15 protein-coding genes and 2 tRNA genes are annotated in these 17,364 nt (G+C 38.4%); 10 read left to right on the plus strand and 7 right to left on the minus strand.

The genetic code is table 11. The features are described 5' to 3' along the window. The first annotated feature begins 384 nt into the window (after positions 1 to 384). Positions 385 to 948 (plus strand): hypothetical protein, encoded by a 564-nt coding sequence (locus QGN23_RS04435; RefSeq protein WP_282905813.1) that lies wholly within the window; start codon positions 385 to 387, stop codon positions 946 to 948. Between the two features lies 1 nt (position 949). After that, positions 950 to 1,957 (plus strand): hypothetical protein, encoded by a 1,008-nt coding sequence (locus QGN23_RS04440; protein WP_282905814.1) that lies wholly within the window; start codon positions 950 to 952, stop codon positions 1,955 to 1,957. A gap of 479 nt (positions 1,958 to 2,436) precedes the next feature. On the opposite strand, the gene QGN23_RS04445 is transcribed toward QGN23_RS04440, so the two are convergent. Beyond that, positions 2,437 to 4,074 (minus strand): hypothetical protein, encoded by a 1,638-nt coding sequence (locus QGN23_RS04445; protein ID WP_282905815.1) that lies wholly within the window; start codon positions 4,072 to 4,074, stop codon positions 2,437 to 2,439. A gap of 444 nt (positions 4,075 to 4,518) precedes the next feature. On the opposite strand from QGN23_RS04445, the gene QGN23_RS04450 reads away from it, so the two are divergent. Continuing rightward, positions 4,519 to 5,235 (plus strand): DUF3667 domain-containing protein, encoded by a 717-nt coding sequence (locus tag QGN23_RS04450; protein WP_282905816.1) that lies wholly within the window; start codon positions 4,519 to 4,521, stop codon positions 5,233 to 5,235. Between the two features lie 244 nt (positions 5,236 to 5,479). Here QGN23_RS04450 and QGN23_RS04455 read toward each other — a convergent pair whose 3' ends face one another. Together QGN23_RS04455 and QGN23_RS04460 are read right to left on the minus strand one after the other, a co-directional pair. Then, positions 5,480 to 7,867: a TonB-dependent receptor gene (locus QGN23_RS04455; RefSeq protein ID WP_282905817.1), complete on the minus strand. Its 2,388-nt coding sequence runs from the start codon at positions 7,865 to 7,867 to the stop codon at positions 5,480 to 5,482. A 35-nt stretch (positions 7,868 to 7,902) separates the two neighbouring features. After that, entirely contained in the window at positions 7,903 to 8,355 is a 453-nt protein-coding gene (locus QGN23_RS04460) for a DUF420 domain-containing protein (protein ID WP_282905818.1), read from the minus strand. A gap of 562 nt (positions 8,356 to 8,917) precedes the next feature. On the opposite strand from QGN23_RS04460, the gene QGN23_RS04465 reads away from it, so the two are divergent. The 4 genes from QGN23_RS04465 to QGN23_RS04480 all read left to right on the plus strand — a co-directional run bounded on the left by QGN23_RS04465 (position 8,918) and on the right by QGN23_RS04480 (position 11,169). Further along, a tRNA-Met gene (locus QGN23_RS04465) sits at positions 8,918 to 8,990 on the plus strand. Positions 8,991 to 9,660: 670 nt separating this feature from the next. Beyond that, the gene (locus tag QGN23_RS04470) at positions 9,661 to 9,873 is read left to right on the plus strand and encodes a helix-turn-helix domain-containing protein (protein WP_282905819.1); all 213 of its coding nucleotides are present in this window, start codon (positions 9,661 to 9,663) and stop codon (positions 9,871 to 9,873) included. Further along, a complete protein-coding gene (locus QGN23_RS04475) occupies positions 9,870 to 10,205 on the plus strand; it encodes a HipA N-terminal domain-containing protein (RefSeq protein ID WP_282905820.1) in 336 nt (111 codons plus the stop codon). The genes QGN23_RS04470 and QGN23_RS04475 overlap by 4 nt, the downstream gene beginning before the upstream one ends. Continuing rightward, positions 10,192 to 11,169 carry a type II toxin-antitoxin system HipA family toxin gene (locus tag QGN23_RS04480; RefSeq protein ID WP_282905821.1) on the plus strand — a complete coding sequence of 326 codons (978 nt, stop codon included), beginning with the start codon at positions 10,192 to 10,194 and terminating at the stop codon, positions 11,167 to 11,169. Before QGN23_RS04475 ends, QGN23_RS04480 begins: the two co-directional genes overlap by 14 nt. A 495-nt stretch (positions 11,170 to 11,664) precedes the next feature. Here the strand turns inward: QGN23_RS04480 and QGN23_RS04485 are convergent. The 4 genes from QGN23_RS04485 to holA all read right to left on the minus strand — a co-directional run bounded on the left by QGN23_RS04485 (position 11,665) and on the right by holA (position 14,843). Next, positions 11,665 to 11,749: transfer RNA gene (locus QGN23_RS04485), tRNA-Ser, on the minus strand. A gap of 108 nt (positions 11,750 to 11,857) precedes the next feature. Beyond that, positions 11,858 to 12,223, minus strand: a complete 366-nt coding sequence (crcB, locus tag QGN23_RS04490; RefSeq protein WP_282905822.1) for a fluoride efflux transporter CrcB — start codon at positions 12,221 to 12,223, stop codon at positions 11,858 to 11,860. Between the two features lie 90 nt (positions 12,224 to 12,313). Beyond that, the gene (gene trxB, locus QGN23_RS04495; protein ID WP_282905823.1) at positions 12,314 to 13,252 is read right to left on the minus strand and encodes a thioredoxin-disulfide reductase; all 939 of its coding nucleotides are present in this window, start codon (positions 13,250 to 13,252) and stop codon (positions 12,314 to 12,316) included. Positions 13,253 to 13,808: 556 nt separating this feature from the next. After that, a complete protein-coding gene (holA, locus tag QGN23_RS04500) occupies positions 13,809 to 14,843 on the minus strand; it encodes a DNA polymerase III subunit delta (protein ID WP_282905824.1) in 1,035 nt (344 codons plus the stop codon). A 2-nt stretch (positions 14,844 to 14,845) separates the two neighbouring features. On the opposite strand from holA, the gene QGN23_RS04505 reads away from it, so the two are divergent. The 3 genes from QGN23_RS04505 to QGN23_RS04515 all read left to right on the plus strand — a co-directional run bounded on the left by QGN23_RS04505 (position 14,846) and on the right by QGN23_RS04515 (position 17,308). Then, on the plus strand, positions 14,846 to 15,280 hold the full coding sequence (locus QGN23_RS04505) for a type I restriction enzyme HsdR N-terminal domain-containing protein (protein WP_282905825.1): 435 nt from the start codon (positions 14,846 to 14,848) through the stop codon (positions 15,278 to 15,280). 96 nt (positions 15,281 to 15,376) lie between these two features. After that, on the plus strand, positions 15,377 to 16,687 hold the full coding sequence (locus QGN23_RS04510) for a Na+/H+ antiporter NhaC family protein (RefSeq protein WP_282905826.1): 1,311 nt from the start codon (positions 15,377 to 15,379) through the stop codon (positions 16,685 to 16,687). Between the two features lie 9 nt (positions 16,688 to 16,696). After that, on the plus strand, positions 16,697 to 17,308 hold the full coding sequence (locus QGN23_RS04515) for an HAD family hydrolase (RefSeq protein ID WP_282905827.1): 612 nt from the start codon (positions 16,697 to 16,699) through the stop codon (positions 17,306 to 17,308). Positions 17,309 to 17,364 lie beyond the last annotated feature (56 nt).

Genomic DNA, 17,364 nt, shown 5'->3' on the forward strand with positions numbered 1-17,364 from the left:
CTCAATCAACCATCACACAAAACCCCGAATCATCTGATTTTCTCAATTCACCCATTCACTCAACCACTCAATCACTCAAATACTCATCACACAGCATCCAAAATCCAACATCCAACATCCCGCATCATCTGATTTCCTCAATTCAGCCATTCATAATTCACCCATTCACTCAAACACTCAATCACTCAATCACTCAATCACTCAACCACTCAAATACTCAATCACACAGCATCCTACGAGCTAACCTTTTTACAAATGAACAGAATTATTCGGAATAATAACATATATTGCCGTAAATTTACAGATTAGCATCAGAAAACCCGGCTTCTTTGTTTTTTTTAAAGTTTTATACACAAAAAGATACCTATTATTAAAATTTCCTATATGCGAAAATTTTTTATTTTGACTGTAATTTTTTCTTCACTGTCCGTTTTTTCGCAGACTGGCAGTGTAGGGATTAACACTGACCAACCTGACCAAAGTGCAGTTTTAGACATTAGAAGTACCACCAAGGGGCTACTGATCGCAAGAGTGACGTCCAGTGAACGGGAAAATATTGCGCGTCCCGCAAATGGTCTGCTGGTTTACGATATTGGTTCTAATAGCTTTTGGTTATATAAAAATTCCCTATGGACTGAAATCATTTCGGGATCGCCCACTATTAAAACGATCGTTAGTGACTATACTGTTACTTCTGCCGATAGCGGGAAGATATTAGAGTTTAATTCTGCAAATGATGTGATCTGTACCATTCCGGTCAATTTATCCCCAGGACTTCAGTTTTCCGTCACCCAGTTAGGGAAGGGAAATGTGGTATTCAAATCAGCAGACAATAATGTTACCATCAAAAATGCATATGGCTTTACAAGAACAGCCTTACAGTATTCAAAGGCGGGATTGGAAGTTGCAGGTAATTCAGAGGTTATACTCTCTGGTGATTTAAGATAATATGAGAAAACTTATATTCGTATTGCTTTTAGTATTTGTAAAAGGCCTTTCACAAGGTGTTTTACCCGTTAGCAGATATAAAGTACATCAGGTAAATCAAGTAAATCAACCTGTTTTAGATGTAATTTCCACCGGTTCTACGTTTGCCTACAGCTTAAGAAAACTGAGATCATCCTATACCGGTTACGCAATAAGGATCAGGAATATCAACAACAATTCTACTGCGGATATTTTTTTTGATAAAAATGATGGGGTAAGTAATGTAAGCAATGCCGTAATAGTTACTCCGGGAACTTCCCCATATTCTGTCGGGCAGACTGTTCCATTATCCACCTTCAGGGAAACCAGTAATTTGTCTGTTGAGATTTGGTACAATCAGAACGTTTCCGGGTTTAATGCCATACAAAATACTGTTGCCAATCAGCCTTTTCTCAATTTTAGTGCGGGATCCGGGTTTTTACCGGCATTATTATTCTCCGGTACCAATTCAGCGAACAGCAGATTTTTAGTAGTACAGGGAAACATCAGTGAGATCTGTCCGGGTGGCCTCGGCTCGTTTTTATTGGTTACCAAACCAACAGCTAATGCAGTTCAGGGTTCTTTTGGTTACATTAACAGCAGCACAAATTGGCGGTGGAGTTTCCATTTTAACTGGAACGATGGGAATCTCTATTTTGATGCGGCAGAACTTTGCTGTCAGGGTAACAGAAATTTAAACAATAATGCCAATCTGAATTTATGGAAGCAATATAGTTTTGTAAGAGATGCCACTACAAAAAGTGTAAGAACAAATACCATAGCGCGGATGAATAATTCTTCATCTATACAGGCAACCTCCAGCCCGGGCTTCGGTTTTGGTATAGGGATTTATATGGAAAATAGTGCACCTGGAAATATTACTGGCTACCAGGGCGCGATATCCGAAGTTATTATGTTTGAAAAAGCGCTCAGCAACCAGGAAATCATACCGCTGGAGCATAATCAGATGGATTACTGGAAAATTTATTGAAAGCTTAGTTAGTCCCGGAAGTTATTATTTTTGGTGAAATATTTTATTACTTCTGCCTCCTTAGATGACCGCCGGCAGCGTTTACACCGATGTAATCCGGTTTACCTTCTGATATTTCATCCACACAGTTTGACAATAAATAGCTGACAGGGTGCTCCTCAGCACTGCCTGCAACAGTATCGCAGAATGCTTTCAATGATGCCGTTTTCGTCATAATATTCCCACTCACCCTGAGCTCCGGCATACAGTTGTTGTTTTTAAAGCTGGGAACGGAGCGCCGGCGAACCATTCCTGATATGCAGCCTTTATCAGCCTTTGCGGTTTTGAATACCGGCGGGACTGCTGTGCCTGGGTTTTACATCGCCTTTGCCGGTTCGGTTTTTAGGGGGAGGGGGAATAAAATAATTTTAAAAATGTTACGTCTTCATAACCTTATCACCGGTAAGCATAGAATTAAAAGTAAATAGACTGCCTCTTTTTTAGAATTTAAGTTTTAACGCAAGTCCAAATGTATTTCTGTTATCGTGTTTGAACATGGTAGGAGTAAAATCGAAGGCAACATCCGTGTTATTTCTTATACTGTTCAATTCCTTTACAGCCGCTCTATAGGAAGGCCCTCTCGCTGAAAGACCACGTACTAAGGAAACAACTCCCACAAGACCGAGCGTCCCCCCAAACCCGTATGCGCCCGCCTGGTAAACTTCTTTCATTCCGATTTCTGTTCCTTCAGACTCTTTTTCATCCGCTGAAAGAGAGTTTAAAAGAAAATAAGCTCCGGCTCCTCCTGCGAGATAAAGAACACTGCTTAAAAAATTTCCGGACCGTTCATTGTCTGTCGCGGTGATGATACGCTGATAGTGATTGATAAGACCATCCGTCGCGGTCTGACTTCCGAAGGTCTGTCTTTTACTTTTCATATACTCCACAGGATTGCCGGAAGACATCAGATACTGCGCTTTTATCATCTGCTCAATGGCCTGCTCATCTCCACGTTCTGCCCGCTTTTCATACTGGTTTACAATTTTGTACGCTTCGCTGTCATTTTGTTGCCGTCTCAACTGCTCGCGCTCGTATCTCCTTTCCTTTTCCTGTGCATCTTGCATGATTGCCTGCGTAAACAGGTCGGTTACACCGCTCACTGCCGCTTCTACCTGTTTATTGGTAGCTTCCTGCTGCATCCTTTCACGCTCAAGTTTTGCCAGTACATTTTCCGTTTCCTTTCTTTTAAGCTGCTCGGCAGCGGCCTGTCTGTTTTCCTGCTGATCTGAAGGTGCTGCGTTGTTCCGGGCCGAATGAGAAATCTGAGTGTAAGCCGTTTCCGTGGTTTGATGAATGCTTCCGTCCGGCCTCTTGATATAAGGAATACCGTTCTGACGAAATACCTGCACATATTCTCCGTTCACCTTTACTTTTTCAGATAATTCATGTGAAGATGATTTAGCAGACGGAGAACCAGTAGCGGCGGGACTATTTTGACGCTTATCATTAGCACTCTGGGAAAACCGCGAATTTTTATCGGCCTCTTGTTTTGCCTTTTCTTCCGATGCCTTTTTTTGTTTTAACTCATCGTCCTGTTTTTTCCTTTTTAATTCGTCTTCCTGTTTCTGTCTTTTTGATACCGCTGCAGCTCGGTCTTTTTCAGAAATATTTTCTATATTAACAATCCGGTAAGATACGGAAGAGATCATGCTGTACAGCAGACTGCCGGACGCATCTTTTCCCATTGATCTCCACGTATCTTTGGGACAGGAGCTCTCCGTAAGCCGAACCGCCGATCCTATACCATCGGTCGCATAAGGCTTCCCAACTGTTTGTGAGGGCTCGATGGTAATTCCATCTCCTAACGGGCCAAGTTGGTGAGTTTTTTCAGAGCCGCATACCAATTGAGCTCCATATTCTATATAAACTTTAAGTTTGTCGGCGGTGTTGTTTTTTACCAAAATCCGGTAATCCTGCGTCATCACTCCAAATGCACTGTTCTTCTCCTGATACATTAATGTCACATGAACCCGTGGATCCTGCTGCGATACCGGAATGTCGACCATATACTTTTGCCCGGAGAGGTTAATAGTTTGCAGCAGAAGAAAAGCCGCCAGAAGTAATTTTACTGTTTTCATATTTTATAGTTTTAATATTGTTCTGCCTGAAAAAGAGGAGAAACATGTTTTATCATCCTATTCATAACATAGCACAAAATTCTGTAAAATATCAAAATCACGAAATACCCCATTTGGGGTATTTATTAACAAAATTTTATTAATTTTACTTAATAGATGCTAATTTTAAATCAAATAACAAGCGTATGTCAAAAAAACACCATCCGCTGATTAAAGTCTGGAGCATGCATCCGGGAAAACGAAGTCTTATTCCTGTGATCATCGCATTCCTCCTTACCGTGTTACAAGTCATCGCACCTTAAAACCACTATAAAAATCAACTCCCCTTCCGTTAAAAAATAACTTAAAACCGAGTATCTCAAAAGCCCAAAGCCCCTTGTGACTGGTTATTTTATCGAAACAAACGCAAATAAATAAATCGAAAAATTATTACTTAGAATAAAAATGAACTGTACAAACTGCAACAACAAAGTAAATCATCACTTTTGCCCCAACTGCGGGCATGCTTCAAAACCGAAAAGAATTGACGGACATTATATCATTCACGAAATTCAACACGTTTTACATTTTGAGCGTGGAATTTTATTCACAGTTAAAGGGCTGCTTATCAATCCAGGGCAAAATATCAGAAATTATATTTCAGGAAACAGAAGCCGCCTTGTAAAACCTGTTATTTTTATAATTATAACATCTTTAATTTATACGCTTATAAGTCATTTTTTTCATATTGAAGAGGAATATATCAAATACGAAGGATCAGAAAAATCTTCGGTTTTCAAAATTGTACGGTGGTTACAGGCAAATTATGGCTATATGAATATTTTGACAGGTATATTTATTGCGGTCTGGCTAAAATTGGTTTTTAAAAAATATAAATACAACTTTTTTGAATTGCTCGTAATGTTATGTTTTGTATTGGGGATTCCAATGTTGATCTATGCTTTTTTTGCTTTTATCGAAGGAATTACGGATATAAGATTATTAAACATCGCAGGAATAATTGGGGTGATTTATGTAATTTGGGCAATGGCTCATTTCTTTGAAAAAATGAAAACAGTTAACTATTTCAAAGCACTGGTCTGCTATATATTGGGATTAATCACATTCTTCATTTTTATATTTGCAATAGGCATAACCACTGACGTGCTGACAAAACATTGAAAAGTACGATTAGTTACTTTTAATATATTGGTAAATTCATGGACATCTTCTATGACGGTGACCACAGGAAATATTCGGCAGTGGCGAAAACCAATTGAAATAAAAAAGTGCGGAGAAAAAATTTGAATTTTCCCCGCACGTCAATTGCGTTATGGATATCCGGAATCAGTAATAAAAATATTTTTATTCTGCGCCTTTTTAAGTGTAACGTTTAATGATCACGCTGTAATCCCAACATCTTTACCTAAAATTCAAATATAAACCCAAAATACGGCAGCGGAGAAGACCGTTTGATCTGTTCATAATGGAGATTATAAACCTGCTCATCTTTCGGTGCATTTGGATTATGTATGATGCCATTCCCGCTCGCGTCCCGCTCTAAACCAATGACAGGCAAAGCACTTGGATTGTCGGATCCGTAAACATTCACCACATCTACATAGAAAGTCAACTGCCATTTGTTGAAAATCCATTTCTTTTCTACGCGGATATCCAACTGATGAACCAAATTTCCGCGAAGGGTGTTGAGTTGGCTGTAATCTGAAACCGGTCCGTTCGTAATATTCCAGTTGTACACGAGTTCACTCCTGTTGATATCATACGGTGTTTGCGGAAAACCACTTTGCATGCGGAATCTTGCACCGATATTCCAGTTTCTTTTAAAATATTTTCCACCGGTCAAGGATAAAATATGTCTGCTGTCCCAACTTGATGGTAATAAATCGCCTTTTGCATCACTAAATTTAGAATAACCGAAAGTGTAAGAAGCAATTCCGTAAAAATCATTGACGGTTCTTTTTTGCGCTAGAACTTCCACGCCATACGTTTCACCAGTTCCGCGACTGTCTAGAGGTTCGGTTCCCACCACACCAAAATCACCGCCAAGATTGGCCAGCGAAATTTGATTTCTTAATGAGAACGGATAGTTGCGGTATTTTTTATAATACCCTTCTAAAGTAATGCGCAGATTATCTTTACCGTTAAACTCAAAACCAGTGACGACCTGCGTGTTTTTAATATATTTCAAAGTATTTTTATTCACCAGATTCCCGTTTTGCTGAAAACCTAACGCCGTGTAAGTCGGCAACATATAATAGATTCCGGCATTGGCATTAAAGGAAAACTGCTCGGCAAACAGATACCTCAAAGAAGCTCTGGGAGAAAACTGTTCTAAAGGATTATTGGTAAGCTCAGAATAATTGCTGGCATCTAAACGGAATCCGGCAGAAACTTCCATCTTATTGTCAAATAATTTTTTTGCGCCCTGAAGATACAATCCGTACTGAAACAGATCGAGATCAGAATCCGACTGATCGGTAACCGGTCCGTTTTGAGTAACGGTTTTTACAAACGACCGGTTGGTAAAATTGGAGAAATTAAGATGGGCACCCGAGCTTAGTTTATAATCCGCAATCCGGAAATTACGGTCCACCCGGATTTTATTTTCACTCTCCTGGGAATGATAATCCAGCAGTAAATTCTCCGGAATTTCTATATTTTTAAAATATTTGGTGGATTTATTATCGAGCATATTTCGGCTCCAGGTAAAAAGCCAGTTCCCGTTTTCTACCAAATGACGGTATCCCGTTCCGATGGTATAATTCCATTGTGGGGAAACCGGCAACCTTTCAATTAATGTTTGATTGTACAGAGATTCATTGGCTTTTTCATTAAATTTAAATTCATCAAGCGCGCCTAAACCCAGAAAATAAAGTTCATCACCCGATCGGAATTTTTTAGAAATTTTAAAAGTAGCATCGCTGTAAGACGGTAAAAACGGAAGTCCCATCGCTTTAAATAAAAACTGAAGATTGGATTTCCGTGCGCTGAAAAGTCCGGTCCAGGATTGATCTCTGGAAAGTGGGCCATCGGCCATCAACTGAATATCATCAAAACCCACCACTCCTTTATAACCGATTTTGTCTTTTCTGGCCTGCTTTAAATTAAATTCAAACAGCGAAGACAAAACGCCGTTTCTATTGGCGGGAAATGCACCGCTGTAAAAATCGACATCTTTAATAAAATCAATGGTCAGGATTCCTTTCGGTCCGCCACTCGCTCCCTGAGTCTGAAAATGGTTGATCACCGGAACTTCAATGCCATCGACGTAAAATTTGTTTTCTGCTGAAGAACCGCCGCGGATAAACAAATCATTTCTAAAAGTCGCTGTGGTGCCCACTCCCGGAAAAGAAAGAATCGCTTTGGAAATATCCCGGTTGGAACCCGCATTTTTCTGAACTTCTTCACTCGTAATATTCCGCAGAGAAAGTGGACTTTCGGCCGTAGATTTATAGGCTTTTTTGGAAATGACGACCTCATCAATATTCGCCGTTGACAGTTTGGTAAGCCCAACCGAAAAACTTAGATTTTGATTCGGCAGAACATCGATGTCTTTTAAAAGTCCTTCTGCATAACCTTCCGAAGAAACTTGAAACTGATAAACGCCTACGGGAAGATTGGTTAATGATACATTTCCGTCACCCCGGAATTGTGTTTCCGTGGCGTTTACCGTTACGGTTGCAGAAAGTGGTTTCTTGCTGAAATCGTCATATACATTAATATTGATACTTCCGGTTTGTGCAGAAAACAGGGACGCAAATAATAGTGCGAATAATAGGGATAATTTATACATAAAGAAGTTGATCTTTTTTTTTTAAATAATAAATGTTAAATGAAATCGAGGGTCATTAAATACACGGTTAAAGCGCTGAATCCGGTATAAACCAATCCTGTAAACACGGCTATTCCCATCATTCTGTGGGTATTTGAGAATGGTCCGGGCAGTGTTTTTTCAAATTTCCGGCGGGATTTTATCATCAGAAAAGTCCATAAAATATAGGTGAGCACTGCGCCGGTAATATGAGCGGTGAGAATGGTTTTAAAAACCGGATTGTCCGCATGAGAACTGTCCTTGAACATGCTTCCCGATCCGCCGGAAAAACGAATAAGCAACTCTAATACCAAAACCGCCGCGGTGCAGAATGCATAAACAAAAGTTTGTATTTTTTTATGGGTTTTATAGTCTTTCTGTCTTGCTTTTTTAATGGCATAATAACTAAAAGCCGGCGCAATAAGCGTTACCACCAAAACGCCCGTCATAATGAAAAAGGCTAAACTCATGAAAATCTATTTAATGCTGCAAAAATGCAACTAAGAAACAAGAAATTCAAATTTTATCCCTATTAAATGATACACCGCTTAATCTGAAATGAAAATACGCAGTGTTGACCAGGATGATGAACTGGAAAAACTTGCGGTAACCGCGGAATCTCAGGAGGAATTGGAGAGGCCTAAACTGGCTTTTGTATAATACATTTGGTAATCAACACGCGTCTTAATGGGTCAACCAGGTAATTTCGCTAAGATCATCACCGCACCGAAATTCTGAAATACAGATCCAGTCTTTTGTGCCCAATAGGATGGTAAATCACAAGATTCTTCTAAAACCCTGCCATAAAATAGATTTCTGAACCTGATCTGGACTTCATTGCGGACGCATAAAAAATTAAAACACACCGATTGTAAATTGAACGTTAATTTTGGAAATCTATAAATCAGCCTTTTACCTTCTATTTTGCTGCACCAATGTAAGAACGGTGAATAAAATCCATTGAACGACGATGAATTTTTCAGTTTTTAAAATTGTTTAGAAATTAAATGTTGTATATTTGCACCATAATAACGCGGGGTAGAGCAGTAGGTAGCTCGTCGGGCTCATAACCCGGAGGTCGCACGTTCGAGTCGTGTCTCCGCTACTAAGCAAAGAGAATCAGGAAATTGGTTCTCTTTTTTTGTGCGTTCTTTTGTTTTATAATGATACAGTCGGTTATTTTGACCAAAGAAGCACCAATGCTTCGGCATCCGAAAATAAAAACTTCAGATTACAACTTCGAGGGGTAAAAGACAAATCATTTTTCCTTTTCAGATTATCCAAAATTTTCAGAATCCGGGGTCGGCAAGAAATTTCCACAAAAAAATCCCTATCAGTATAAACTTATAGGGATTTGTGCGGCACATGCTCTTTAAATATCTCTAGTCATAACCCTTTTCAAATATTACTATTCAGCTACTCACCTATTCACTCACCTTGAAAAAATGTAGGTTTTTGATTGGTTTATTTATCAAATTTACTTTTTTTTCACACTTACAAAAACATCAATCTTAAATGTATACTCTCTTTCCGAAAAAAATTAAAGCTCAGCGCAACCTGGGCGTAATTAATAAAACGACTACTTTTAATTGAATAATCGGCTTCAATGTGCAGAACACCAGATTATAATTTCAAAAACCAATAAAAGTGCAGTAGATCGCTCTTTAATATCCAAAATGCAAAACTTCCAAATTAAATTTAAAAAAGTGCACTAAATAACACTTATGATTTAATTTTTAAAATAATGATGTATATTTGCACTTAAAGTGTAATATATGACACTAAGTAATGTAATAGTACCCATTAAAGAACGTAGAAAAATTTTAAATGTAACGCAGGAAACACTTGCGGAAATTTCTGGTGTAGGACTTCGTACCTTGAAACAATTGGAAAGCGGAAAAGGAAATCCAACGCTGGAAACATTGCAAAAAATTTGCGACGCTTTAGGTTTGGAAATTAAATTGGAAATTAAAAACATGAACCAATGAGATCCGCAAAAGTCTTATACAAAGATCAACCAGCGGGAGTGCTGAAGCAAAATGATGATGGTAGTTTCATTTTTCAATATGATCAGGATTGGCTGTTGGACACCAATAAACCTCCTATAAGCCTAACGCTCCCTAAGACACAGAAAGAATTCGTCTCTAAAGAATTATTCCCATTTTTTTACCATCTTTTGCCAGAAGGAACTAATAAAAGAATGGTTTGCCGAACTTATAAAATTGATGAATCCGATGCTTTCGGAATTCTTTTAACTACTGCAAACACTGATACAGTGGGAGCTATAACAATTGAAAGAATTAAAAATGGATCAGCATAAAATAAAATATTGTCCAGGAAAACTTATAGAAGGTTTTGATACTTACAGTCCGGTTGTTTTAAAGAAAATGTTTGACGGTAAAAAAATCAGCCCTGTTCTACCCTACACATCCCCATCAGATTCCAAAGAGCGGTCGGTATTTAATGAAAATCAACTGCATATTTCTATTTCAGGTTTTCAGGAAAAATACTCATTAATCATCGAAAATTCAAAATTACGGTTAACGACTGAAGATGAGCGTGGACAATATATTTTGAAACCGATTTCAGAGCTTCCAAAAAACAGTGAGTATGCACCTGCAAACGAACATCTCACGATGCAAATCGCACAACAAATTTTTAAAATAGAAACTGCGGAAAATGCTTTGACGTTCTTTGAAAATGGAAAACCCGCCTATCTTACAAAAAGATTTGATGTCAAAAAAAACGGGGAAAAATTAGCTGTTGAGGATTTTGCTTCTCTATTGCAAAAATCACCAGCAATACACGGTGAACAGTACAAATATCAAGGAAATTACCTGGAACTTTTTGAAACATTGAAAAAATTTGTACCTGCCTCAAAAGTAGAAGCACCAAAACTTTTCACATTAATTCTTTTCAATTATTTATTTTCAAATGGAGATGCTCATCTAAAAAATTTTTCTCTAATAGAAACAGAGCAGGGTGATTTTAAATTAAGTCCGGCTTATGATCTACTCAACACCAAAATTCATATTGAAGATGCCGATTTTGCGTTAAGTGAGGGTCTCTTACCCAAACCCATTGCCAAAGGCAAAATAAAAGAGCAGTTTATTTTATTGGGTCAAAAAGCTGAAATACCAGAAAAAACAATATCCAAAATTTTCAAAAATTTAACTTCTCACGAGAATGAAGTCATTGAACTGACCAACCGTTCTTTTCTCAATGACCAACTTAAAAGAAATTTTATACAGCGTTATCAGACAAGATTAAAGAAGATCTCTTGAAGAGAATCTATCTGATGATTTTTATTGGTAGCAAATTAGATGAGTAGGTGTTTTTTCTAATTAAATTTTTGCTTGGCTATCGGTTTTGAGACTTATTCATTACAGGTATACGCTAAAAGCTGTTGCCATCAGTTCTGTCTAAAAAACACCGGAATTTTCTTTGCCACTTGGAAATTGCACACCGGAAAATAATTAAAATATCAGGATTCTGCAATCAATAAAATAAACCGGAATTACAAAAATAATGTAAAATTAATTGCACATAATCGGAAAAATTCCGATTATCGTATCATATTTATACATAGTATTTTTGCTTTTACAAATCTTATTCAGCAGCATTCTGAAGAACCCTTGACCCGACAGATTATATTATCTCTTTTATAAGAATATAAAAGACCTAATGACAAAATCGCAGATCCCCAATTTTCGGAATCCCGGTCGGAAAGAAATTTCCACAAAAAAATCCCTACAAGTATAAACTTATAGGGATTTGGGCGGAGAACTAGGGATTCGAACCCCAGGACCTGTTACAGTCAACAGTTTTCAAGACTGCCGCAATCGACCACTCTGCCAGTTCTCCAATGAAATTGATTTCTCTTTTTCAGTGGTGCAAATATAAAGACCTTTTACATATTGACCAAATTATTTTTACAAAAAAGTTTTAAATCATTCATTATCAAAGGGAAAATTAATTTTTAATGATTTGCAAACCCAGATAAACAGCGGCTAAACCCACCATAACACTCAATAAAACATAAAATATCAATATCGGATAGTGCCCGCTTTGCCACAATGAATAGCTTTCGGCCGAAAAAGTAGAGAAGGTGGTAAAGCCTCCGCAAAATCCGGTAATCAATAGAAATTTCAGATAATTATCTACCCTGATGAAATAAGACGTAAGCACGCCAATCAAAAAACACCCGATCATATTCACCACAAAAGTACCCATCGGAAAGGAATTGATATTCCATAACTTCTGCGTATAGCTGGAAATCAGGAAGCGCAGTACGCTTCCCAATCCTCCTCCTATAAATATGTAGAAAAGGTTTTTCATTTTTTAATTAACCATCCGAGACTGAAAGTCTCTGCCCGGAAAAAATGTCCGCCCCAAACACTTGGCTCTTTTCACTTTTTTCTTGGCTCTTTATACTTCGCCTAAATATTTCTCCGCATCCATAGCGGCCATACAGCCACTTCCTGCCGCGGTAATCGCCTGTCTGTACTGACTGTCCTGCACATCGCCTGCCGCGAAAACTCCGGGTAAATTTGTTTTCGTTGAACCTGGAAGTGTGTTGATATAACCGTTCTCGTCTAAATTGATCTGACCTTTAAAAATTTCCGTATTCGGTTTGTGGCCGATCGCAATAAAGATGCCGTGAACGTCTATTTTGGAGGTTTCCTGAGTCTGGTTATTAATCACCACAGCTCTTTCAACCAAAGAATTTTCGCCTTCAATTCCTGTCAGTTCGTGATTGAACAATACTTCGATATTTGGCGTATTGCTCACGCGGTGAATCATCGCTTTTGAAGCCCGAAAATGGTCCTTTCTTACCAGCATCGTCACTTTGCGGCACAGTTTCGCCAGATAGGTTGCTTCTTCCGCTGCGGTATCTCCCGCTCCTACGACAACAACATCTTTTCCTTTGTAGAAAAAACCATCGCAGGTGGCACAGGCAGAAACTCCTCCACCGGAATATTTTTTCTCGTCATCCAAGCCCAAATATTTTGCAGTCGCGCCGGTAGAAATAATGACCGATTTGGCCCAAATTTCTTTCTTTCCTGCCCAAAGCTTGTGAATGCCGCCCACTTCCTGCGAGAATTCGGCTTTGGTAATCATTTCGTAATGAACTTTGGTTTCGAATCGTTCGGCCTGCTTTTGCAGATCCATCATCATTTCTGGTCCGGTAATTCCATTCGGATATCCTGGGAAATTATCAACTTCGGTCGTGGTCGTTAATTGTCCGCCTGGCTCAAGGCCGGTGTATAATTCAGGTTTCAAGTCGGCTCTGGCCGCATAAATCGCAGCAGTAAAACCGGATGGTCCGGAACCTACGATCACGCAGTCTAAAATATTGTCTTCCATTATTTAAAATTAGATTTAAAATTGAATTTTTAAAGTTTTCAAAAATCGGGATTTATTTCGGGTTATCGAATTATTTGGTGATGAATTTTTTCAATGACTGAAAATGTGGGATCATTTTGCATTTGAAAATACTGTAATAAAAAGCGTTTAAAAGTTAGAATGCAAAAAAAGAGAAATATTTTCTTAGAAACAGACCGGATATATTTTAAACATGAGTCCCATTAGTTTCAAATATTTTCCATGGAAAAAGGAATCCATTAATAGGGAAATCAAATATTTTCTAAACTCATGTAATTTGACGTGATTGATTTTCTTATTTACATTCTTTGTCTTGAAACAAAAAAATCAAAAGCTCAGGGCTCTTATTATAGAAAATACTTTAATAAATGAATAAAAATCTTGTTAAAAAATCCCAACCGCGACCCGACCTGAATGGAGCTCTTTTTGTGGAACGAAGTGGAACAAAAAAGCGGGAATGGAGGGCGGAAATGTCGCCCAAAAAAAATATAAAGTAAACATTCGACGCAGTCAAATAGTCGCCCAAAAAAGAAAGATGCTAAGTCTGAACTTTGTATTGGTCGATATGCAGAATTTTGTAAACCATTTCTTTCAGCAATTCGCCGTCAGTCATATTAATGGCGCCCAGTCCTTTGCTTTTGAGGTCGATTTCGCGTAAAATAGAAACAGCCCGTGTACAGTTTTTGAGATTATAAAAACGCGCCGCTTCCGCAAAATCTTTCAGGAAATAAGGATTGACGCCCATTACTGAAGCCTGGTTTTGTGGCGATTCAGCTTTCATGGTGTGAAAAATAATGAGGTTCGAAAAGAAATTATACAGATTTCCGGTGGTCATCACCAGGGAATGCGTCTTTGATTTCCCCATATAATGCGCGATTTTGAAGGCACCGATTTCGTCTTTTTTCCCCAGCGCTTTGATGAGTTCGAAAACATTAAAATCTTTGCTGATGCCGATATTGGTTTCGATCTTCTTTTCGTCGAGAATTTCGCCTTCTTTCAAGATCATTTTGAGTTTCTGCAATTCATTGGAAATCCGCGATAAATCGGTTCCCAAATATTCTGCGAGCAAAGTCGGAATATTGGGTTTTGCCTGAATTCTCAACGTTTTGATTTCGTTTTCAATCCACTTTGGAACGTTGTAATCTTTGACTTTTTCACTTAGATACAGCATCTTTTTCTGCGTCAAAGTTTTGACAAATGCTTTCCGCGCATCTGCTTTTTTGTATTTATAAGCGATAATTAAAACCGTGGATTCTACCGGATTTTCGGCATAAGCCAACAACGCTTTGCTTTCGGGTTCGGTCAACGTAATATCCTGAGCTTCTTTAACGATGATTACTTGCCGGTCCCCCATCATGGGAAACTGCCTCGCCAGAGAAAGCACTTCTGCAAACGTGGTGTCTTTTCCGTACACTACAGTTTGGTTAAAGGCTTTTTCATCTTCGGTTAAAACATCGTTTTCAAATGATTTTAAGGCAACGTCCATAAAATAGGGTTCTTCGCCATGAAAAAAATAAATAGGCAAAAGCTCTTTATTTTTAATATTTTTGAGGATTAAATCTAATTCTTTCATAAATGGAACTTCCGAAACTGAATTTTAATGAGGATTTTGACTTTCAAATCAAGAGAGACAAAGATAAGTTTTTTATTTATGATCTGGTGCGCAAATCCTGGCTTTTGCTTACGCCGGAAGAATGGGTACGACAACATTGGGTGCATTATTTTCACCTGACAAAAGGCAGAAACTTATCGTCTTTGATTTTAGAGAAAAAACTGGTTTTGAATGGAACCACAAAGAGAATCGATCTTTTGGTGACCGAAAAAACGGTCGCTAAAATCCTGGTCGAATGCAAAGCGCCCCATATTAAACTGACTGAAAAAACCTTTGAACAAACAGCGAGATACAATTCTATTCTCGAGGCAGAGGAAATTATTTTAAGCAATGGTTTGCAGCATATTTCCGCGAAGTTTACTGATGGGAAATACGAATTCTACAAGGGAGAATTTTAAAACTCATTCCTTTTCAGTTCTGTTTTCTTACAACCAACAGACATCATTCTTTAATAAACATTTTGCTTTTTGACATTTTGACCTTAGTTTTGTACCATGATAAAAACAAACGGCACTTTTCTCTCTATTATACCTTTGCTCCTCTTTGTAGGAATTTTTTTAGGATTCGGAATTTACAATCAGGATTTTTATGCTTTGCCCTCTCCCATTGCTGCTTTGATTGGGGTTTTTTCTGCCTTCGTTTTGCTGAAAGGAAAAGTGAATGAGAAAATCGATACTTTTTTGAAAGGTTGTGGCGATGGTAAAATTTTGACCATGTGTATTATTTACCTTCTGGCAGGCGCTTTTGCCACGGTTTCGAAAGCCACGGGCAGCGTAGACACAATCGTGAACTTAGGTTTAAATTATATTTCGGCTGCTTATTTTCCGGTGGGAATTTTTGTGATTGCATCCTTTCTTTCTTTTGCGTCCGGGACGTCGGTGGGTACGATTGTAACTTTGGGTCCGATTGTTATTGATCTTGCAGAAAAAAGCGGTTCTCCTCTAGGATTAATTGGTGCGGCTTTGCTTTCGGGAGCGATGTTTGGCGATAATCTTTCTGTAATTTCAGACACGACCATTGCTGCAACCCAAAGTTTAGGATGTGAAATGAAAGATAAATTCCGGGTTAATTTCAAACTCGCTTTACCGGCTGCCATCATTGCGATTGTTATTTTAGTCGCGATCGGATTTAATCAGGAAACTTCCTTCGTTCCCATGGAACAAAAGGATTTCAACCTTGTCTTGATCCTTCCCTATTTGCTCGTAATCGCGCTTTCAGTCATCGGAATTAATGTATTTGTCGTGCTCTTTGCAGGTTTGCTTTTTGCGGGAGCTTTAGGAATGGGCTACGGAACTTTTGGCCTCCTGGATTTTGCCAAAAGCAGCTATGAAGGTTTTACGGACATGACCGAAATCTTTCTGCTTTCACTTCTTACCGGTGGTTTAGCGGCATTGGTAGAAAGAGCGGGCGGAATTAATTTTCTATTAAGGAATATCAATAAAATCATCAGTTCCAAAAAAACAGCATTGCTGGGGATTGGCGGATTGGTAACGGTAGCGAATTTCTGCGTGGCCAATAACACCATTGCTATTTTAATCTCCGGTAAAGTCTCTAAAGAAATTACGGAAAAATACGGATTAAAGCCTCAGGAAAGCGCCTCTGTTCTTGATATATTTGCGTGTTATGTTCAGGGAATGATTCCTTATGGCGCGCAGATTTTAATTCTGATTTCTCTGAGCAGTTTCAAAATGAGTTATACCGATTTGGTTCTTAATTCTTTTTATCTGCATCTTCTGCTGGCAATTACTTTGATTTCAATATTTTTCAGAAAAAAAACTTCTGCCATAAAACCTATTACAACTTAGACTAAAAACATGACCATTAAAAATATTATTTTCGATTTCGGTGGCGTGGTGATGGATTGGGATCCGCGTTATTTTTTCAAAGATCATTTTAATGATGATGAAAAAATGGAGCATTTCCTGGAAAACATCGCGACCGATGAATGGAACGCGGAACAGGACCGCGGACGGACTTTAGCCAAAGGAACGGAAATTCAGGTGGCCAAACACCCGGAATGGGAAAAGGAAATCCGGGCTTATTACGACAACTGGACGACCATGTTGAAGTCAGAAATCCCACATAACGTAGCTGTTTTACGAAAACTGGAACATTCCAAATATCATCTTTTTGGCTTGACAAACTGGTCGGCGGAAACCTTTCCTTACGCATTGGAAAATTATGATTTCTTTAAAATTTTTCAGGACAAAATCGTGGTTTCCGGAACGGAGAAACTGATTAAGCCAGATCCGACCATTTGGAATGTTTTATTAGACCGTTATCAGATAAAAGCAGAAGAATCGGTATTTATTGATGATAATTTCAACAATATAAAAGTAGCAGAAATCTTAGGATTTATCTGTGTTCATGTGAAAGAGGATACCGACTTGGAAAAAGAATTGAGGGATTTGGGAGTGGAGTTTTGATCCTCACCATAAATCCCTCTCCAGAGATTCAAAAATATTCATGATGATTAAAAACG

The sequence above is a fragment of the Chryseobacterium gotjawalense genome (assembly GCF_030012525.1).
GTDB classification, from domain to species: domain Bacteria; phylum Bacteroidota; class Bacteroidia; order Flavobacteriales; family Weeksellaceae; genus Kaistella; species Kaistella gotjawalense.